This is a genomic window from Neobacillus sp. GCM10027624 (assembly GCF_042675345.1).
In the GTDB taxonomy this organism is placed as follows: Bacteria; Bacillota; Bacilli; order Bacillales; family Cytobacillaceae; genus Neobacillus; species Neobacillus cucumis_D.
This window is the reverse complement of the sequence record NZ_JBHTHD010000013.1, coordinates 451,370-470,720: the sequence shown is the minus strand read 5'-3', so window position 1 is coordinate 470,720 and position 19,351 is coordinate 451,370. Positions and strand designations below refer to the sequence as shown.

Genomic DNA, 19,351 nt, shown 5'->3' with positions numbered 1-19,351 from the left:
AATTACAAATAAAGAAATTTCATCCTTTTAAACTATTACGATAGGACTAGTTTAGGTCTCTTAAACGAATAAAATAGAGTAAAAAAAGAACCCGATGTCAAAGATCGAGTTCCTGAATGATTGATTTAAAAACTATTTTTTTAAAAAGATGCTTTTTACATCACGATTTTTATTTTGCAAATCTTCTAGTGAAGGAAGACCAGAAATGTAACCGACGCCGCCCGTACGATTAATTCCGATTTGTTCTTCCATCGCTTTTTCCAATTCCCCTTTATCTACAGCTGTAATCTTCTTGCCATCAATTTCATCACCTGGATGTTGAAAATTGGACATGATATAGGAGAATCCGTTCCGGTTATCCGCTGCAAACAAACCTGTCGATTCAGCCCCGGCAGGAACCGATAGAATTCTCGATAATTCTTTTGTATCAACATTATAAGCCCAGACAAAGTTATTCGTATGCATGCCGCTATCTTCTCCGATAAATAAGGTTCTTAAAGCTTCGGAATAGCTTAAATTATCCGTATTGGCTACTGAATTTACATCTGCTGTATTCCCGTAAGCATCCGCTGATGGCATATCCTTACCAACAATTAGACCAGACATCGAAGCTGCTACATATTTACTGTTAATCTTTTGCCCATCGCGATCCTTTTGGCTCGCTGTTAAATCTAATTGATAGGTAACACCTGATTTAATTTTTGGCAGTTGAATATCATCCGTTGGATCTGCAGCATTGGCCAACATTCCATTACTTTGGTCCGAAATGGAGATGTAGACTTTTTTATCCCTTTCGTTCAGTGTGACACCTTCCATTTTGTTAAATTCAGATGTCGCACCAAGCGTTGCTGCATATCGGCGTGATTCTAAAAACGCCGCCGCTTTTTCCATTCCAGGCTTTAACTTTAGGTACTCAGTTTTGCCATAGGAGTATTGTTTAATCGCTTTGAAACCTTCTTTTGGTTCGGCAGATGTTTCGAAAATATCGCTGAATTTAATACCGCTATCGATAATAGCCTTTACTTCCTTGTCAGATGCATGACCTAACTTGATCCATTCCAAGTTCCCCGAACCGCCGTTTTCATTACCAGTTTGATGGAACTTTGCTGCATAAAGCGTTCCAGCAGAAAGATCTTTTGCTTTGTCAGCTACATACATAAACATCGTCGTATAAGATCCATCGTCACCAAAGAACGCTGTGCGTTGATCCGGCATCATTTTCATTAATTCGTGAGAGAAACGGCCAATACTATAATGTTTTTCAACGGATGCATCCCCTTGTTTGTCGACTTTAATTTCGGGTACAAATCCATAGAAATAAGGATTTGCTTTTGATTTGTCACCAAAATAAAGTTTTGCAAAGCTTTCCGTTTGAGTTCTTGCTGAGGAATTTACATCAAATTCAAAATTACGGGCGTCTGGCTCATATTCTTCTGAACCTAAATGGGTATTCCAAGGTGATAGCGATCCGTTACATGGGATCCACAGTCCATTTACACTTGAAAAATCAATTTTCTTAACCTCTTTTGGTGTTAATTCCCCTGTTTTCTTATCTTGTTCAAGTGTAGATAAGGACATCGATGCAGGAACCACACCATATGCTGATTTACCTGCTGCATCAATGGTTTGATATTCATAATGGGTCACCATGTAAAGTTGTCCATTAATTGGTTTCAATAAACTATTGGAGTCGGGAGCATCTGATACATAGTATGTAGGTTTTCCTTCTACACTGGTATCGATGATTGGATTACCGTTTACATCAACTGGTGTTCCTGCCGGAATTAATTGCCCTTTATTTATTGCAACTTTATCCTCAGATTTAAAAAGCTTTTTATATGATAGTGGGAATTGCTTCACTTCACCATTACTATACTTTACTTCAAGCGATGCGTTTGTATAGGTTTGAACCATCTGATCAATTGTCTTCGGTGCATCCATTCCATTAAAACGGACGGAATCAATCGTCACATGCCCTTTGCCAGCTGCAGCTGCAGGTGTTAAAGCTGGAATCGTCAGCGCGAATGCCAGTGCCAATGCTGCCCCTTTTTTACTAAAGCGTTTTTTCTTCATTCTTAATCCCCCTCGTAAAACGATTATTTATATATTTATTAAATAAAATGAATGTAAAGGTGGCATATTCCTTTTGTAAAGATTTTTGTAACTAATATTAAGGGGGTGTAAATTTAAGAGCTGAGAAGGCATTATTAGGTTCCGAGAAAATTTTCTTTAAATTAAAAAAGCTGCGAGATTTCAAAATCCCGCAGCTTTAATCTATTTTTCGTTTTGTTCATTCAACTCATCCATTAACTGTTTTGTCCTTTTTGCATTTCCTTCGGCAAAATTCTCGAGGCGTTCTTTTAATTCATCATCGTCATGGACCCGCTCTGCTGCTATCAGATATGTACGCATTAAATCCTCTTCAACCTCAATCGAATGTTCAAGAACCTCCTCAAGTTTTTCCTTTTCTTCTCCCTTACCTCTATTAAATAAATTGGCACACATAGGGAAAACCTCCTTTACCTTTAGAGTTCTCCCTAAGTTTCCAAGATATTCATATATAGTGGTATTTATCCATAGGGTAATGTCTTAAATAATATTGCCATACTGGGTTCAGTAGTCTTTTTAGTAAATAGCCCGAAGTCTATTTTCGAGGGAAAGACCCTCTTTCTTATTCCCAAACACTACTAAATTCTTAAACTCAGCGTAAAGTGTCTCCCCTTTTTGAAATGGACCGATTTCCTGGTATTTATTCGCATTCATTTCTACTTCAAAAAAATCCTCCGAAGAAACTCGCCTTAATTCAATCCGAACAATGGAACCGACGGTATGAATATGCCTAACTTCTGATGGAAGGCTGCCTAACCTCGCCACTTTACTAAGCATAATTTCATGGGGTCTAATGTAACCTATAGTTTCCTCCATTACATCGATCTGATTACTTATATTTACGAGAGCATCCCCTTTAAATTCGTTCACTCTCCCCAAAAAGCTATAAACAAACGCATTTACAGGATGATGATAAACATCTTCTGGTGAGCCTATTTGTTCGATTCTCCCGTTATTCATAACAACGACCGTGTCAGCCATTTCAAGGGCTTCTTCCTGATCATGTGTTACAAAAATGGTGGTAATGTTGAGCTTTTGATGGATTTCCCTTAACCAATGCCGAAGCTCGAGTCGAACTTTTGCATCCAATGCCCCAAACGGTTCATCCAGCAGAAGAACTTCCGGCTCGACAGCAAGAGATCTTGCTAATGCTATCCTTTGCTTTTGTCCTCCTGAAAGCTGAGATGGATACCGGTCAGCAAACTCTTCAAGCCTAACAAGTTTTAATAGTTCAAAGACCTTTTCCTTTATTTTTGTTTTGGACAAACGTAATTTTCTAGCTCTTACTTTTAGACCAAAAGCTACATTTTCAAAAATGTTCATATGTTCAAACAGGGCATAGTTTTGAAAAACAAACCCCACCTGCCGTTCCTTTACGGTTTTATGTGTATAATCAACACCATTAAACAGAATATTTCCTGAATCGATATTCCCTAACCCGGCAATTAACCGAAGAAGAGTGGTTTTTCCTGAACCTGATGGCCCTAATAATGCGACAAAATCTCCAGTTTGCACTTCTAAATTTACATTATTAACTACTGAAAAAGTACCAAATGATTTAGAAACAGCCTTCATGCTAATCCCCATTTTTTTCATCTCCCAATTATGCAAAAACATATACTTACCTTTTGGTCTTCCACTCCACGATGCTCTTTAAGACAAGAGTTAACAAGGCAAGCAGCGCCAGTATAGATGCAACCGCAAAAGCAGCAGAAAAGTTATACTCGTTATACAAAATTTCCACCTGGAGCGGGATCGTATTTGTTTCACCTCTAATGTGGCCCGAAACGACGGAAACAGCTCCGAACTCCCCCATGGCCCGTGCATTACAAAGAATCACTCCGTAAAGCAATCCCCATTTTATATTTGGCAAGGTGACTCGAAAAAACATCTGCCAACCGCTTGCTCCAAGTGTAATAGCTGCTTGCTCTTCTGAGACTCCTTGTTCTTGCATGATCGGAATCAATTCCCGAACCACAAATGGGAACGTTACAAAGACAGTAGCAAGAACGATTCCAGGTACACCGAAGATAATCTTGATATTGTTAGCTTCTAGGAAAGGGCCTAATAAGCCTCTAGAACCAAACAACAAGACAAAAACTAAGCCTGCAATCACAGGGGAAACGGCAAAGGGGATATCGATCAGCGTAATGAGGATATTTTTTCCCTTGAAATTGAATTTTGCAATTCCCCAAGCTGCAATCACACCGAAAACCGTATTAACCGGAACAGCAATTACAGCTGTGAGCAACGTTAACTTAATCGCAGCCCGTGCATCCGGCTCTATAAGAGATAAAAAGTATAACTGAATCCCTTTTTTCAATCCCTCAGAGAACACCGCCAGCAATGGCAGCAGGATTAATAAACCTAAAAAGATAAGGGCAATTCCGATTAGGAACCATTTTCGTAACTGGGCTGCCCAATCAATCTGTACTCTTTTTTCATGAACTGCTAATTGTTTAACCAACATTTATCATCATCACCTTTAGGTCAGTCGATGTTTTTTTGTTGTTCTCCACTGCCAAAAATTAATTAAGAATAATAGAATAAATGAAAAGACAAGCATGACACTGGCAATGGCCGCTGCGCCTGCATAGTTAAATTGCTCCAGTTTCGTAATAATCAGCAAGGGAACAATTTCCGTTTTCATTGGCATATTGCCGGAAATAAAGACAACCGACCCATATTCCCCTAATGCCCTTGCAAAGGCAAGGGCAAAACCTGTAAGGATGGCAGGGAAGATAGCAGGAAAGATTATTTTGAGAAAAATCTGTACAGGATTAGCACCAAGTGTTGCAGCGGCCTCCTCATATTGATGATCCAAATCCAGCAAGATCGGCTGGACAGAACGGACAACAAATGGCAATCCGATAAAAGTCAGAGCAGTCATAATTCCAAGCGGGGTATAGGCTACCTTCATCCCAATCGCAGCAAAATAATGTCCAATCCATCCATTCGGTGCGTAAATGGTCGTAAGAGCAATTCCCGCCACTGCAGTGGGTAAAGCAAATGGCAGGTCAACCGCTGCATCTATAATCCGATGACCAATAAATTCATATCGTACTAGAACCCAGGCAATCAGGGTTCCAAAAACAGCATTGATCAGGGCCGCGATAAAGGATGTATAGATGGTCAGTTTATAGGAAGCTACTACTCTCGCATCAGTTACAGTGTCCCAAAATTCCTTTATACTAAGTGTTGATGCTTTTAAAAAAAGAACCGCGAGTGGAATCAGGATGATTAAGCTTAAATAAATCAACGTATATCCCATCGAAAGACCAAACCCCGGCAAGACTTGTTTCTGTTTGAATTTCTTAGCCATGAACATGATCTCCTTTATGGCTTATAGATTTGGTCAAAGACCCCGCCATCATCGAAATAGGTTTTTTGTGCCTTTTTCCAGCCGCCAAATTGATCATCAATGGTGAACAGGTTGATTTTCGGAAATTGGGCAGCATACTTTTCAGCCACTTTTTGTGATCGTGGCCGGTAATAATTTTTCGCGGCAATTTCCTGGCCTTCATCTGAATAGAGATAGTCTAAATAAGCCTTTGCCACTTTTTCCGTCCCATGTTTTTTCGCTACTTGATCCACAACAGATACAGGAGGCTCCGCCAAAATACTGACCGATGGATTTACAATCTCAAATTTATTTTTTCCAAGTTGATTAATAGCAAGATAAGCCTCATTTTCCCATGCAATCAATACATCGCCGATGCCTTTTTCTACAAAGGTAGTGGTGGATCCTCTTGCACCTGAATCCAATACAGGTACGTTTTTATATAGTTTTGCAACAAATTCCTTTGCCTTTTCTGCATCACCATTGTTTTGCTTTAAGGCATACCCCCATGCAGCCAGGAAATTCCACCTTGCCCCTCCAGAGGTTTTCGGATTAGGCGTAATGACCGAAACGCCTTTTTTCACCAAGTCATTCCAATCCTTTATCCCTTTCGGATTGCCTTTGCGGACAAGAAACACGATGGTGGAGGTATAAGGCGAACTATTGGAGTCTAATCGTTTTTGCCAGTCCGCTGAAATTTTTCCGCTATCCGCAATTGCATCGATATCATATGCTAGCGCTAATGTTACAACATCTGCCTCAAGGCCATCTATAACAGAACGCGACTGCGCTCCAGAACCGCCATGAGACTGTTTAATCGTTACTTTTTGTCCTGTTTGTTTCTGCCAATAAGCAGCAAAGCTTTTATTGTATTGTTCATAAAGTTCTCGTGTCGGATCATAGGATACATTTAATAGTTCAATGTCCTTTTTTGCACTTTTCCCATTGTTCTCTTTGGTTGCCGTTTGGTTGGAGCACCCGACAGTCCCTATAAGAAGAAGGAATGTTAATAAAGCAATCCATGTTTTTTTCATGTTCATTTTCTCTCCTTTGGGGCTAAAAAAGCCAATATGTTTTTTTACGGGCTTTCTCAAAATAAAAAAGCCCCATTAGTTACGTACATTATCACGTAAAACTAAAGGGCCTTCGGGCGTCCGATCGGCATCATATAATTAATTACCTACTTGTTTACCAGTTATAATCTGAGTGCTTTTTTTACTTTGTAGCTGAAACCGGTATTTTTCTAATCGATCAATTTGGGTGATTTGCGAATCATGGACCGTTATTTGAATAGACCCAAACTCCAATCCTTCTAACAAGCTAACTATTTTTTCCATCACTTCCTGATTAAAACGCCCTTTGACCATCAAAACATCAATCCTCTCTTTTTAATTTGGTTAATAATGGAAATTTCCCTTTAAAGGTTAAAAAAAAGGGCACTTATCCGATGATGAGATAAGTGTCCTTCAGTTCGTCTGATCGGTCACAGTCTTTGTTCGATTCCAATTCCGATTAATCTCATATGATTACTTTTACATATCTTAATATGGATTTTTTGAAAAATCAATATCTTTTTTGAATTTTTTCTTGTAATTCAATTTTTCTTCCTCTGTAAAATTCATGTAGAAAGATCCTTAAAATAGAAAGAGGTAATCCCCTTGATATCCATTACTGATAGGGGGATTACCTTTATCAATCTTTTTAATTAATGAATAATTGCATTAATGATTAATACACCAGCCAAACCAACAAGAGAGGCGATCGTAACCATCACTGACCAGGTCTTAATCGTTTTACCGATGGAAAGGTTGAAGAATTCTTTGTAAATCCAGAAACCGGCATCATTTACATGGGAGAACGTCATACTACCTGCTCCTGTCGCTAACACCATAAGTTCAGGACTTACATGTGTTGCGGCAACAAGCGGTGCTGCAATCCCGGCCGCCGTCATACCTGCAACGGTTGCTGAACCTAATACAATACGTAAAATAGCTGCAATTAACCAAGCTAGAATTAACGGAGAAATCGTCGATCCTTCCATCATATGAGCAACATATTTATCTACATGGCTATCAATTAAAACTTGCTTAAAGGCACCGCCGCCGCCAATGATTAAGAGGATCATGGCAATACTGCTTACCGATTCTGTAATCGAATTCATGATTTCTGGCATTTTTTTACCGCGATTTAGACCAAAGGTAAAGATGGCAACAATGACTGCGATTAATAGCGCCACCCCTGGATTTCCTAAAAATTGTGCAGTTGGCACTAAAGATGAATTAGGCATTAGGATTTCTACAATGGCCTGGAATGCAATCAAAATGACTGGAATAAGAGCGGTAAACACACTAATACCAAAGCTAGGCATTTCTTCTTCTTTAAAATGTTTCGGGTTAAATAATCCCTTTGGAATTTCTACTTCTAAGTCTTCTTTTTTAAATAGTTTTGTATATAATGGACCGCTGATAATAACAGCTGGAATGGCAATGATAATTCCATATAATAAGGTTTTTCCTAAATTAGCATGATAGATTCCTGCAACCGCTGTTGGTCCTGGGTGTGGAGGAACGTAACCGTGCATCGTAATAAGTGCAGCAATGACTGGCATTCCGATATAAAGAATCGGCACACCTGCTTCAGCAGCAATCGTAAATACTAAGGGAATTAATACAACAACTCCGGTTTCAAAAAATAAAGCGATTCCAACAATGAACGCAGTAAGGACAGCAGCGAGTTGAACACGCTTTTTCCCAAATGCATTGATTAAGGTTGTTGCAATCCGCTGAGCTCCCCCGGAGTCAGCCATTAATTTACCAAGCATTCCCCCGAAGCCAATGACCAGTGCGAGACTTCCAAGTGTTCCCCCTAAACCGTTTGTGACAGATGTCATCGCTTGGATAGGAGACATGCCCTCCATAATCCCGACAAGCAACCCGACAATAATTAACGATATGAAAGCGTTTAACTTAAAGACGACCATTAATAATAGTAATAGTGCAACCCCTATACAAATATATACAATTGGCATTTTTTCTCCCTCTTTTCCCCTTTAGAAATTTGGAATACCAGTTAGAAACTAAATGGTATTCCATAATGATGTTTACTTGCTTAAAATTTCAACCACTGTTTTTAAATCATCTTTTGTACCGACGTTTCCAGGGAAGATGACATAGGACATTCCCGGATACTTACTTTCAGCGCATGTTCTCCACACTGGGATACCCGGTCTGATTTGTCCGGCTACAGTAGCGCGCTTTACTTGAAGACCTTTCGTTCCGACATCACTTGAAGTGATTCCGCCTTTGGCCACAAGGAAGTTGGGTCTTACCTGCAAACGGGTCACGATACTTGTGACTGCATCAGAAATGGCAACGGATAATTTTAACTCTTCCTCTTTTTTATCTTCCCCAAGGTCAAGGCGTTCTCTTCTTGTATATACGGCAACTGTTTTTCCAGAGCGAATCAACGATTCAGTCGTTTCAATGACACGATTAACTTCTTTGTTAAATTCCTCTGGTTGTAAAACAAGATGACTATTAAACTCAATAAATTGAATATCACTTAGTTTTTTTAGTTCTTCGAGCTGTTCAGTTGTTTTCTTCACATGGGAACCGATAATAATTAATCCGCCATTCCCTGTATCCTCCTGAACTAATTCCTCTTTGGTAAGCAGCGGTTTATCGCTTACTCCACCCAAAACCTTTGGTAAAGCGGCTGCACTCCTAAAGAGAAAATTCTTACTGGCATTCATAGCTTGTACCAGTGCAATCGTAAAAGTTTTTACATCAATTTCATCGACAGCATTGACAACGACTTTATTAAATCCGTTTACTTGGATTAGCTGTTCAGCAATTTCTCCAACTTTCATTGAACGCAATTGCTCAAGCGTAATATAAAGAGTATTTTCTGCTAAAAATTCGCCATTCGATTTTTCCTCAATCCATTCCCCTAAATGGGATTTTGTATAACCAAATGTGCGATCCTTCGCAAATTCCGTTTCCCCAGCAGGGACAAGTTCTTCGCCATATTGAACATAATGGATATTATTAAGGGTGAACCGTCCACCCTCTTTGAAAAATGGCAGGATGACTTCTCCATCCATTTTTAGTTCAGAACCCGATTCAATGGTCTCTTTTAAAATCTTTGTTTCAAGTGGGTAATGTCCTCTTAATGTGGAATCACCACGGCTAATTATGATAAATTCGCGATTTAACCTTTTAGCCACTTTTAAGATATTTTCTGCAATTTCACGATGCGCATTTTCTGTTTCTTCTGCCGTAAAACCTCTTGAGTTCGTTAAAATGAAGAACATTGACCTATCTTCATTAAACCCTTGTTTAATACTTTCGACTGTCCAATCCGTAAAAACAGAGATATCATGAACGGTTTGAACCCCTGTAGGGTCATCATCCAATACAATGATTTTCTTGTTTAAGCTTTTTAATGCTTTCTCCAATAACTCATTGACTGCTTGGGTTTCAACCTTTGGGAAAGTATCAAGAATTTCAATTTTTTCCTTCATGACTTAACCCCTCTTTACTTCAACATTCGCAAGTTTTTCATAATAGCGGACAATGCTGCCGTGGTCATCCTTAATTTTTCCATCGACCTTTAATGAATGGAAAATTTCTAACAACTGGCTTGATAATGGAAGCGGAACTCCGATTTCATGAGCTGTATCCATTACATTGGTAATATCTTTAAGATTGATGGCAATGCTTCCTCCGGCAACAAAATTTCTATCCAGAATCATTGGCACTTTTGCATCTAGTACCGCACTTCCAGCAAGTCCGCCGCGAATCGCTTGATACATTTTTTCAATGTCAATGCCAGCTTTTGCAGCTAATACTAACGCCTCCGACATAGCCGCTATGTTAAGGTTTACAATAATTTGATTGGCCAATTTTGCTGTAACTCCACAGCCATTATCACCAACCAAAGTCACATCTTTCCCTACACCATATAAAACTGATTTTACGCTTTCAAAAACATCCTCTTTACCGCCAACCATGATTGCCAATGTACCATCAATCGCTTTTGGTTCCCCGCCGCTAACAGGTGCATCCAGCATCCCAACGCCTTTTTTCGCAGCTTCTGCAGCAAGTTCACGAGAAACTTCCGGAGTAATCGAACTCATGTCAATAATGACGGATCCTTCTTTAGCCCCTTCTAGAATTCCATTCTCACCTAAAACGACTTCTCTCACATGTTTAGAAGCAGGTAACATGGTAATAATGACATCACTTTGCTCAGCTACCTCTTTTGGAGAATGAGCTGCTGTCGCTCCAGCCTCTACTACAGTATTAACTGCGTCTTGATTAAGATCAAAAACAATAAGTGTGTGCCCAGCTTTGATCAAATTCAATGACATTGGTTTTCCCATGATTCCTAATCCTATAAAACCAACACGACGTTCCATTTTTATTCCTTCTTTCTATTTATAAGCGATTACCTATCCTTTTGGATTAACCAAGCAGGTGCAATCGCTTTCAGTTTTCGTTTACAAAATTATTGTACACGAAATTATAATTTTTGTATACATTTTTATATTTTTTGTATACTATTTTCCTAAACCAATGTAAGGGCTATATTTTTTTAAAATAAAATTTGATAAGATAAAAGGGAGTTAGTGGAAAGATATCGAGGTGAAAAAAGTGGTTGGAAATGATCGATCTCGCCCTGCTTACCATCAATCATATGAAATCATTCGGGACAAGATTTTAAATGGCGAAATACATGGCGGTACAAAAATTGTAGAAGAGAAAATCGCCGCAGAACTCGGCGTAAGTAGAACACCGATCAGAGAGTCGATTCGAAAATTGGAGCAGGAAGGACTTATCGTCAATAAGAGGGTTGTTAAACCTACAGAAAAGGACTTACGGAACATGTTCCAAGTTCGAATTCTATTGGAAGGGTATTCAGCAAAATGCGCAGCTTCTTATTTAAAGGAAAACGAGCTGCAGGCATTGAATGAATGCGTTGAAATCGGCAGAACTGGAACAGTTGAAGAAATCATGGAGGCAAATGCGCGCTTTCATGAAATTATTGTCAGGGCCAGCAATAATCCGGTCATGATTGATATTATTGACCGAATGCAATCGATTATTTACCTTTTCAGAAAGACCGTTGTATTTTATAACCGGCCTCATTTAATCGATGAGCATGAACAACTTTATATTGCGATTAAAGAACGTGATGGGCAAAAAGCTGAGACCCTTATGAAAGAACATTTACAGGCGGATTTAGAATTCTGTCTGCACTTAATTGACTAATAGAATGAAAAAAAGCCTGGTTTCCGATTGAATTTTGGAGACCAGGCTTTTTTTATTATTGTAAAACGTTTTTTAGTTCCCCTATAAGCTCAATGGAAACGACCATTTCATCACCAGATTTTAACCAGTTTTGTTTTTCCTCTGGATATCCCAGGATGACACCATCTGGGGTTCCTGTAAAAATAAGATCTCCAGGCCTTAGTGTCATATGCCGGGAAATATAACTTACCAAAGTTGCGCAGTTAAAAATCATATCCTTTGTATTCGCTTTTTGGCGAACTTCTCCGTTCACGCGGCATTCAATCGTTAAATGATTGGGATTGATTTCATCACTTGTAACAATATATGGGCCAACAGGGGCGAACCCGTCCGGAGTTTTCCCAAGAAGCCATTGACCGGTTTTAAATTGCCAGTCCCTAGCGGAAACATCGTTACCGACTGTATAACCAAAGACATAGGACAAGGCTTCTTCCTCTGAAACATTTTTGGCTGTTTTGCCGATTACAAGAACCAGCTCTGCCTCATAATCCATTTTTTCAACACCGTCTGGAATCGTAACAGACTCTTGGTGGGCAGCTAAAGTATTGTTGAATTTGCTAAATAAAATCGGTGATGTCGGAATTTCCATTTTAGATTCTTTGGCATGATTAATATAGTTTAAGCCAACACAGATGATTTTTTCCGGATTCATGACAGCCGGTGTGTAGATTACATCTTCGTCTGAAATAAATAATTCATCATTTCTGTGTGATACAGCCCGTTCTACTAAACTTGTAAGTGTAGCCAGCCCTTCCTCAGAATGAGAAATTACCTCTTGAAAGGTAACTGGAACAGACTGCTCGAAAGCTTGTGCTGATTCTTTAATATCTAAAATCCCAAAATCTGTTTTCACTCCTAAACGAATCTCATCGTTTTTCTTAAATTGAAGCAGTTTCATCGTGTCACTTCTCCTCATTAGTTTTTTGACTTTTCAAATTATATATTGGGACATACCTTACTCAAAATCAACTAATAAAAAAATTTGCCCCCTCAGAAACTCATTTCTAAGGGGACAAAACTCATTTTAACTTGCACCAATATTCTGCTCGATTTCATTTAGAATACTCTCAAGAGAAGTGACAACACCCTTTTCATCCTTGTAACTAATATGTCTTGGCTTAAAATGTACGGGTGAGTCGATACCAGCTGCGGCTGCAACTCGAAATAAACCCTTTCGTAGTGTAACAAGATAGTTCACAACACGGTATTTCTTTTCATCGATTACAAGTGCCTTTTGCAGGTCGGGATCAGTTGTTGTGACCCCAACTGGACAGGTATTGGAATTACATTTTAAGGTCTGAATACATCCAACCGTTATCATAAAACCACGGGCAATATTGACTAAATCTGCTCCCATGGCCAGCGCAATCGCAATGCGGTCAGGGGTAAACAGTTTCCCTGATGCGATGATTTTCACGCGGTCGCGTACCCCATATTTATGAAGCGTGGAGACCAAAATGGGAAGAGCTGACTTTAGTGGTAATCCAACACTATCAATCAGTTCCTGGTAGGATGCCCCTGTTCCGCCTTCACCGCCATCAACCGTAATAAAGTCCGGGCCTTTTCCTGTTTCTTTCATATATCTTGCTAATTGTTCTACACTGTCATTCCCACCGACAACAATCTTCATTCCGACTGGCTTTCCTGTTGTATCGCGGATTTTTTCAATAAACTCACACATCGAAGGAACATCACTGAACTGATGGAAACGGTTCGGGCTATCTACCGATTTATACGGTTCAACCTTCCGAATTTCGGCAATTTCAGGGGTTACCTTTTCTCCGTCAATATGACCACCCCGCGCTTTCGCTCCTTGGGCAAGTTTAAGTTCAAATGCTTTTACCTGCGGAATCTCGCTCTTGCGTTTTAACTCGTCCCAATCCACGCCCCCATCTTTATCACGTACTCCAAAAAGACCCGGGCCAATCTGCATAATTATATCTACTCCGCCCTCTAAATGGTAAGGGGATAAACCGCCTTCACCTGTATTCATCCAGGTCCCTTTTGCTAAGGCCAAGCCTTTAGAAAGGGCGGTAACTGCATTTTTCCCAAGGGCACCATAGCTCATCGCAGACATACCGATTAATCCCTTTAATACAAAAGGGTGCTTGCAATTTGGACCTACCACTACCGCATCATCATCATGCAGCAAATAGGCAAGCGCCTCTTCGTCCTCCCACTTTTCCTTTCGTTGTGAAAAAAGCGGATCTCTCACTAATAGATACCTTTTTGTGTTAACCTTTGTCTCCCGATCCATTTTTTCTTCTTCCGCCAATTTTGGAAACATATCATTTCGGACAAAAAGCCCTTCTTCCTCAAAATCACGTTTCGATCCAAAGGCGACAACATCTCGTTTATACTTGGCACTTTTTACGATATGTTCATATTCATCCCTTGAAAATGGCTTTCCCTCTGTATCGCTGTTAAACCAATATTGGCGAAACTCGGGACCGACTTTCTCTAAAAAATAGCGCATTCTTCCTAATACCGGGTAATTCCTTAAAATGGAATGCATCTTTTGATTTCGATCCAGCACTAACAAATAAACAAGTAAAATCAAAAGTCCGATAATCACAACGGCAAAAATGATAAATCCAATAATCGTGAAGAAATCCGCGATATTCATCAAAATCCTCCTAGACATGAGTAGAATTCATTATAATTTGCTCCGAATTGGAAAAATTTATGCTTTCTATGTTTTGTGCTATTGACTTATTAAGTGACCCATGCAAAAGAAGCAGGAATTCTTACTTTTTTAGGTAATGATTAGGTGATATTAAATTTAGAATATTCTTTACATTCTACCAAAAAAGAGTAAAATAGGAGTACAAGCTCGGAAGGAAAAGTTTTTTAAGATAAATTGTACAAGGGAAGGGATATAAATGAACGCAAAAAAAACGGTTCAAATCCTGTTAGGTTCCAATCTCCTTTTATTATTTGTCCTTGTTTGTCTTCCAATCTTTCTTGTTGACCCTGATTCAAATGTCATCAAAGCTTTTCTTGACTCAATTCAGAATGAATAATAGCTTAAAAAGAAGCCAAATGACTGGCTTCTTTTTTCTTACTAGCGTATAAACGTCTACATCTAGCGGACTCATGCTACTTTGGTATATTCGATCGTGATGTACCAAAGTAGTTACGAACCAATACCATAATCAGTACAATGACAGGCATTCCAACTAAAAGTGGGAAACCAACTAAATAGGGCATTTTATTATAAAAAAAGCCCTGATAAGTAACTTTATTGTTTGCCCATACCAAAGAGTAGAGAAAAATGAGGGAAACTACTGGAAAGATCAAGGGCTGATATCGTTTAAATTTAAAAATATCTGTTAACCCAATCAATACTGCGTAAACATAGAGAATGATTTTAATGAAAAATCCAACAGCAAAGGTCCCGACCACAATGGAGTCCATCCTCTGAATAATATGACCAACATTAATTTTTTCAACTGCACTAAGCAGCGGGATCTCAACATTTTGTGCTCCAATACCTATTACACTAATGATCAGGAGAAAGGTCCAAGAAAGACCTAAACCACTTAACAAAATAGACAATAAACCAGTTCTTTTCACCAAATCGGGCTTATTTAAATAAGGGAAAATCATAAGAAAGAGGAAAACTTCCCCAAATGGAAAAAAAATCATTAATGGGACTGAGTGCTTTAGGACTGGCAGCCAGCCGTATTCTAAAAAGGGCTGCAAGTTCTTAAGCTTTATAATACCGGAAGCAATCACGGTTAAATTACCAGTTAATCCGAAAACAACCATTGCAGCAAATAATATCTCCGCCGTTCTCCCTATAACTTCAATTCCTAAATAGCAGGCATAAGAAACCAGTGCGAGACTGATGAAAATAATAACAGGCACCGGAGTTTCCGGTAAAATATAAGTCCCCATTGTATCCCCTAAATGCCTCGCATTAACTGAGGCTACAAAGAAAAAATAGCTAATATAAACCAAGCTTAAAGGAATCCCAATATATTTACTAAATACTTTTACTAAAATTCCTGTAAAAGGAAGAGTAGGATACTGTTTGAATATCTGTAGGTAGACCAAGAAAAATAGAATGAGTGCGCCAAACATGCCTAGAAAGATTGAAATCCAAGCATCTTGTTTCGCTTGCATCCCTATTCTTGTAACAATCCCCGTTCCTAATTGAAATAAAAACATGAGAGAAAACAATTGCTTTGAATCAATCTTCGCATTTTCCATTTGGTTTAAATCCTTCCCTACTCGTGCAACAAATTAACATTTATTATTTTCAACTATTCACTGGTAAATTAAACCTCTTCTTTCCTCCTTCTTTTATAACGGAGTCCAAATTATCCTCTTTTTAATAGAATATGCCTCATTCCGGTGGAAATAATAACCTTAAAATCAGCAGAAATAAGAGGGAAAATACCTTGAGTTTTCACAAAATGAATAGCAAAAAGTCGTTTAAGGACAAGTGGAAAGATTTACAGAAAAAGGCTACAGAACAAACAAGTCAACCGAAACAACCTGAAGAAAATAGTGAACTTTTAAAGCCAATTCTAATGGATAACATCTTAAGAATTCAAGAATTGTTTGGAAACAGTGACGATATTATTATGAGGGAAATAAGAATCGGTAAGGAAGGAAAGACTCGGGCTTGCATCGTTTTTACAGACGGCTTGATTGATAGTCAATCCATTCAAAACTTCATTATGGAATCACTAATGATTGATTTGCGAACATCAGATGACGAACCAGACTTCTTCACTGAAGGAAACCTTTTACCCTATTTAAAAGAAATGGTTTTAACAGTCGGAGACATTCAAGATATAAATGATTTTACGAATCTGCTGGATTCACTTTTAAATGGTAAAGTCATTCTTTTATTTAATGGATATACTCAAGGATTCGCAATTGAAATGAAAGGGGGAAAAGAACGGTCAGTTGAAGAACCTACAACAGAAACGACAATCAGAGGACCCCGAGAAGGGTTTACAGAAAATATACGGGTCAATACTTCATTAATACGACGGAAAATTAGAGATCATAACCTATGGATTGAATCTAGGAAAATTGGAAAAGTATCAAAAACAAACCTTTCCATCATGTATATAAAAGGAATTGCGAATGATAAAATTGTCGAGGAAGTCCGCAGACGGCTCGATCGAATTAAGATCGATAGTATTTTAGAGACCGGCTATATTGAAGACTTAATTCAGGATGCGAAATGGTCACCTTTTCCTACCATGTACCATTCTGAACGACCTGATGCCATCGCGGCCGATCTGTTAGAGGGTCGTATTGCCATTCTAGTTGATGGCACACCTTTTGTGATGACAGTTCCTGTCATGTTCGCACAGTTTTTACAGTCACCTGAGGATTATTATAACCGGGTGGATATTACAACACTTCTTAGGATCCTTCGTTATGTCGGTTTTTTTATCGCACTATTAGCACCTTCCTTTTATATTGCTATTACCACCTTTCATCAAGAAATGCTGCCAACGCAATTACTCATTACTCTTGCTGCCCAGCGGGAAGGTGTCCCCTTTCCAGCCTTTATTGAAGCACTCGCAATGGAGGTCAGCTTTGAAATATTACGTGAAGCAGGGCTAAGAATGCCGAAAGCGATCGGCCAAGCAGTATCCATCGTCGGAACACTTGTCATTGGTTCGGCAGCTGTTGAAGCAGGATTTGTGTCTGCTGCCATGGTTATTGTCGTCGCCATTACGGCCATATCCAGCTTTATTGTTAGTAATTATGAATTAGCTATTGCAATCCGGATGTTACGCTTCCCATTCATGGGACTTGCTGCATCATTTGGTTTATTTGGCATCATTGTGGGATTGATTGCGTTGGTTCTTCATATGTGCAGTTTACGTTCTTTTGGTATACCTTATATGGCACCGTTCGGTCCCTTCATTAAAAACGATCAAAAAGATGCCATTTTCCGTTTTCCGAGATGGGCAATGTCAAAACGGCCTCAATTAATAAGTCAAACCAATATAACACGTGAGGATACCCCTGCACCTAAACCTGACTCAAATTAGGTAGGTGGTCATAAATGTAAAGCTACCTTTTCTCCGAAAAGGTAGCTTTATCATTTTTTATCCAGATTTATTATCTTCCTTACTGCATTCACTGCTAATAAGAGTAGAGGAAGAACAATTCCATACATCGAAGAATATATAGGCCAAATTTCATTGTCAAACTTTGCTGAATGAGTAACATTTGGATGTGAAAAAAAGGAGATCGTAACCAAAATCATCCCTAAAGGTAATGTAAATGGCCGATAATCTTTTAAGTTCAATGTTTGTACAAAACCTATGACCGCTGCGTAAAAATAAATCGACATCTTAAAAAAAATTGTTATTAGCCACATAATTGCTAAAATGGCTTCTATCCGTTGCAAAAAACCCCCAACATTTATTCTTCTAGCTAAAGTATAACTTGGATACAACTGTCTGGCACTAGTCTCAGGGCCTAAAACTAAAATAGTTAATGTTATCAGGATGATTAAACATACTCCTGCTATAAATATTGCAATAAAAAAGTTTTTTTCAGCTTTCTTTACTTGAGTTACGGAAATGGGAAAAATCATCAATAATACAATTAAAGGTAAAGTGAAAATACTTGTAAAAGTAAATACCGCACGGATCATCGGTTTTACTCCCGTTTTAAACATAGGTTGTATATTTCTAAATTCCCATAAATCAGCAGTTAATAATACGGAAACTATTAGTAACAGGAATAAAAAAACAAATAAAGGAAAGAACAGTTCTGCAGAACGTGCGAGTGTTTCTAGACCAAGTCGAATGCCCATGATTAGGATGCATGCAAATAGAATATGGATTGCTTCATGTGGTGTATCCGGTATAATTTGAGTCGTTAAGAATGTTCCAACATAGTACAATAAGTCTTGAGCGTTGATAAATGAAAAGAAAACAAACGTAAGAGAAACTGCTTTACCTAACCATTTTCCTAGTAATGTTTCAACGATTTCAACTAGTGTCATCGTAGGGAACATTCTCTCTACAGCAATATATAGAGCAACGATCAAAAAACTAATAGCTGTACCGATTATTGCAGCAATCCAAGCATCTTGTCTTACTTCATGGGCAAGACTTCCAGGAATCACTAAGATGGTAGTCCCTACAGAATACAAAATTACAAATATTGCAAATTGACGGGCGCTAATGGTAATGTTTTTCACGATAGGCTCCACCACGTTTATTTAAGCATCCCATAAACAAAATCACTTAATGGTTTAAAAACAATCGTAATTCCATTGAGTGGATTCGGAATCTGTAAATCTAAACTTTGTGCTATACCTAATCCTACAGCCATAAGCATTAAAATAGAAAATACCCATAATTCTTTCCTTAACTTTTTTTTCCACAGGTTAGGAATTTCAAAAGCCATCATCAAAATGGCTGCCACTATTGTCCCCGCAACACCTAGCATCTGACATTCTCCTTATTTAAATTTCATAGCCTTATTTTCCCAATTCATTTTCTTATTAAAATATCCAATTATTTAATGAACCATTCTTTTCCATCTGTATACTTAACAAATTGTTCTAACCGGCTTTTGACGACTTATGTCGAGGCATATA

18 protein-coding genes are annotated in these 19,351 nt (G+C 38.6%); 3 read left to right on the top strand and 15 right to left on the bottom strand.

Translation table 11 applies throughout. From position 1 onward, the window contains the following. Nucleotides 1-132 precede the first annotated feature (132 nt). The 10 genes from ACFQZ9_RS23295 to garR all read right to left on the bottom strand — a co-directional run bounded on the left by ACFQZ9_RS23295 (nucleotide 133) and on the right by garR (nucleotide 10,868). Nucleotides 133-2,073 carry a PhoX family protein gene (locus ACFQZ9_RS23295; RefSeq protein ID WP_498945698.1) on the bottom strand — a complete coding sequence of 647 codons (1,941 nt, stop codon included), beginning with the start codon at nucleotides 2,071-2,073 and terminating at the stop codon, nucleotides 133-135. Nucleotides 2,074-2,274: 201 nt separating this feature from the next. Continuing rightward, a complete protein-coding gene (locus tag ACFQZ9_RS23290; RefSeq protein ID WP_498945697.1) occupies nucleotides 2,275-2,505 on the bottom strand; it encodes a hypothetical protein in 231 nt (76 codons plus the stop codon). Between the two features lie 120 nt (nucleotides 2,506-2,625). After that, nucleotides 2,626-3,696, bottom strand: a complete 1,071-nt coding sequence (locus ACFQZ9_RS23285; protein WP_498945695.1) for a sulfate/molybdate ABC transporter ATP-binding protein — start codon at nucleotides 3,694-3,696, stop codon at nucleotides 2,626-2,628. Between the two features lie 34 nt (nucleotides 3,697-3,730). Continuing rightward, nucleotides 3,731-4,579 carry a sulfate ABC transporter permease gene (gene cysW / locus ACFQZ9_RS23280; RefSeq protein ID WP_498945693.1) on the bottom strand — a complete coding sequence of 283 codons (849 nt, stop codon included), beginning with the start codon at nucleotides 4,577-4,579 and terminating at the stop codon, nucleotides 3,731-3,733. Between the two features lie 15 nt (nucleotides 4,580-4,594). Further along, nucleotides 4,595-5,431 (bottom strand): ABC transporter permease, encoded by an 837-nt coding sequence (gene cysT / locus ACFQZ9_RS23275; RefSeq protein ID WP_498945691.1) that lies wholly within the window; start codon nucleotides 5,429-5,431, stop codon nucleotides 4,595-4,597. Nucleotides 5,432-5,445: 14 nt separating this feature from the next. Further along, the gene (locus ACFQZ9_RS23270) at nucleotides 5,446-6,483 is read right to left on the bottom strand and encodes a sulfate ABC transporter substrate-binding protein (RefSeq protein WP_498945690.1); all 1,038 of its coding nucleotides are present in this window, start codon (nucleotides 6,481-6,483) and stop codon (nucleotides 5,446-5,448) included. Nucleotides 6,484-6,621: 138 nt separating this feature from the next. Beyond that, nucleotides 6,622-6,816, bottom strand: a complete 195-nt coding sequence (locus tag ACFQZ9_RS23265; RefSeq protein WP_133337627.1) for a YezD family protein — start codon at nucleotides 6,814-6,816, stop codon at nucleotides 6,622-6,624. A 338-nt stretch (nucleotides 6,817-7,154) separates the two neighbouring features. Then, the gene (locus tag ACFQZ9_RS23260) at nucleotides 7,155-8,477 is read right to left on the bottom strand and encodes a gluconate:H+ symporter (RefSeq protein ID WP_198312008.1); all 1,323 of its coding nucleotides are present in this window, start codon (nucleotides 8,475-8,477) and stop codon (nucleotides 7,155-7,157) included. Nucleotides 8,478-8,549: 72 nt separating this feature from the next. Continuing rightward, entirely contained in the window at nucleotides 8,550-9,971 is a 1,422-nt protein-coding gene (locus ACFQZ9_RS23255) for a four-carbon acid sugar kinase family protein (RefSeq protein WP_498945688.1), read from the bottom strand. A 3-nt stretch (nucleotides 9,972-9,974) separates the two neighbouring features. Beyond that, nucleotides 9,975-10,868 (bottom strand): 2-hydroxy-3-oxopropionate reductase, encoded by an 894-nt coding sequence (gene garR, locus ACFQZ9_RS23250; RefSeq protein WP_198312006.1) that lies wholly within the window; start codon nucleotides 10,866-10,868, stop codon nucleotides 9,975-9,977. Between the two features lie 226 nt (nucleotides 10,869-11,094). On the opposite strand from garR, the gene ACFQZ9_RS23245 reads away from it, so the two are divergent. Further along, a complete protein-coding gene (locus ACFQZ9_RS23245) occupies nucleotides 11,095-11,721 on the top strand; it encodes a GntR family transcriptional regulator (protein ID WP_498945686.1) in 627 nt (208 codons plus the stop codon). 55 nt (nucleotides 11,722-11,776) lie between these two features. Here ACFQZ9_RS23245 and ACFQZ9_RS23240 read toward each other — a convergent pair whose 3' ends face one another. Together ACFQZ9_RS23240 and ACFQZ9_RS23235 are read right to left on the bottom strand one after the other, a co-directional pair. Continuing rightward, nucleotides 11,777-12,658 (bottom strand): fumarylacetoacetate hydrolase family protein, encoded by an 882-nt coding sequence (locus ACFQZ9_RS23240; RefSeq protein ID WP_498945684.1) that lies wholly within the window; start codon nucleotides 12,656-12,658, stop codon nucleotides 11,777-11,779. 126 nt (nucleotides 12,659-12,784) lie between these two features. Next, entirely contained in the window at nucleotides 12,785-14,386 is a 1,602-nt protein-coding gene (locus ACFQZ9_RS23235; RefSeq protein ID WP_498945683.1) for an FMN-binding glutamate synthase family protein, read from the bottom strand. A 256-nt stretch (nucleotides 14,387-14,642) separates the two neighbouring features. On the opposite strand from ACFQZ9_RS23235, the gene ACFQZ9_RS23230 reads away from it, so the two are divergent. Then, complete coding sequence (locus ACFQZ9_RS23230) at nucleotides 14,643-14,783, top strand: hypothetical protein (protein ID WP_498945682.1); 141 nt, start codon at nucleotides 14,643-14,645, stop codon at nucleotides 14,781-14,783. Between the two features lie 76 nt (nucleotides 14,784-14,859). On the opposite strand, the gene ACFQZ9_RS23225 is transcribed toward ACFQZ9_RS23230, so the two are convergent. Then, nucleotides 14,860-15,975 carry a GerAB/ArcD/ProY family transporter gene (locus ACFQZ9_RS23225; protein WP_498945680.1) on the bottom strand — a complete coding sequence of 372 codons (1,116 nt, stop codon included), beginning with the start codon at nucleotides 15,973-15,975 and terminating at the stop codon, nucleotides 14,860-14,862. Nucleotides 15,976-16,181: 206 nt separating this feature from the next. On the opposite strand from ACFQZ9_RS23225, the gene ACFQZ9_RS23220 reads away from it, so the two are divergent. Continuing rightward, complete coding sequence (locus ACFQZ9_RS23220) at nucleotides 16,182-17,786, top strand: spore germination protein (protein ID WP_498945841.1); 1,605 nt, start codon at nucleotides 16,182-16,184, stop codon at nucleotides 17,784-17,786. A 50-nt stretch (nucleotides 17,787-17,836) separates the two neighbouring features. On the opposite strand, the gene ACFQZ9_RS23215 is transcribed toward ACFQZ9_RS23220, so the two are convergent. Continuing rightward, nucleotides 17,837-18,949 carry a GerAB/ArcD/ProY family transporter gene (locus tag ACFQZ9_RS23215; RefSeq protein ID WP_498945678.1) on the bottom strand — a complete coding sequence of 371 codons (1,113 nt, stop codon included), beginning with the start codon at nucleotides 18,947-18,949 and terminating at the stop codon, nucleotides 17,837-17,839. Between the two features lie 17 nt (nucleotides 18,950-18,966). Next, the gene (locus ACFQZ9_RS23210) at nucleotides 18,967-19,176 is read right to left on the bottom strand and encodes a hypothetical protein (RefSeq protein ID WP_232490153.1); all 210 of its coding nucleotides are present in this window, start codon (nucleotides 19,174-19,176) and stop codon (nucleotides 18,967-18,969) included. Nucleotides 19,177-19,351: the final 175 nt, after the last annotated feature.

Excerpts from the sequence above, each read along its gene's own strand:
- ACFQZ9_RS23295 (WP_498945698.1), bottom strand. The coding sequence starts at position 2,073 with ATGAAGAAAAAACGCTTTAGTAAAAAAGGGGCAGCATTGGCACTGGCA.
- ACFQZ9_RS23290 (WP_498945697.1), bottom strand. The coding sequence starts at position 2,505 with ATGTGTGCCAATTTATTTAATAGAGGTAAGGGAGAAGAAAAGGAAAAA.
- ACFQZ9_RS23285 (WP_498945695.1), bottom strand. The coding sequence starts at position 3,696 with ATGGGGATTAGCATGAAGGCTGTTTCTAAATCATTTGGTACTTTTTCA.
- cysW (WP_498945693.1), bottom strand. The coding sequence starts at position 4,579 with ATGTTGGTTAAACAATTAGCAGTTCATGAAAAAAGAGTACAGATTGAT.
- cysT (WP_498945691.1), bottom strand. The coding sequence starts at position 5,431 with ATGGCTAAGAAATTCAAACAGAAACAAGTCTTGCCGGGGTTTGGTCTT.
- ACFQZ9_RS23270 (WP_498945690.1), bottom strand. The coding sequence starts at position 6,483 with ATGAAAAAAACATGGATTGCTTTATTAACATTCCTTCTTCTTATAGGG.
- ACFQZ9_RS23265 (WP_133337627.1), bottom strand. The coding sequence starts at position 6,816 with ATGGTCAAAGGGCGTTTTAATCAGGAAGTGATGGAAAAAATAGTTAGC.
- ACFQZ9_RS23260 (WP_198312008.1), bottom strand. The coding sequence starts at position 8,477 with ATGCCAATTGTATATATTTGTATAGGGGTTGCACTATTACTATTATTA.
- ACFQZ9_RS23255 (WP_498945688.1), bottom strand. The coding sequence starts at position 9,971 with ATGAAGGAAAAAATTGAAATTCTTGATACTTTCCCAAAGGTTGAAACC.
- garR (WP_198312006.1), bottom strand. The coding sequence starts at position 10,868 with ATGGAACGTCGTGTTGGTTTTATAGGATTAGGAATCATGGGAAAACCA.
- ACFQZ9_RS23240 (WP_498945684.1), bottom strand. The coding sequence starts at position 12,658 with ATGAAACTGCTTCAATTTAAGAAAAACGATGAGATTCGTTTAGGAGTG.
- ACFQZ9_RS23235 (WP_498945683.1), bottom strand. The coding sequence starts at position 14,386 with ATGAATATCGCGGATTTCTTCACGATTATTGGATTTATCATTTTTGCC.
- ACFQZ9_RS23230 (WP_498945682.1), top strand. The coding sequence starts at position 14,643 with ATGAACGCAAAAAAAACGGTTCAAATCCTGTTAGGTTCCAATCTCCTT.
- ACFQZ9_RS23225 (WP_498945680.1), bottom strand. The coding sequence starts at position 15,975 with ATGGAAAATGCGAAGATTGATTCAAAGCAATTGTTTTCTCTCATGTTT.
- ACFQZ9_RS23220 (WP_498945841.1), top strand. The coding sequence starts at position 16,182 with ATGAATAGCAAAAAGTCGTTTAAGGACAAGTGGAAAGATTTACAGAAA.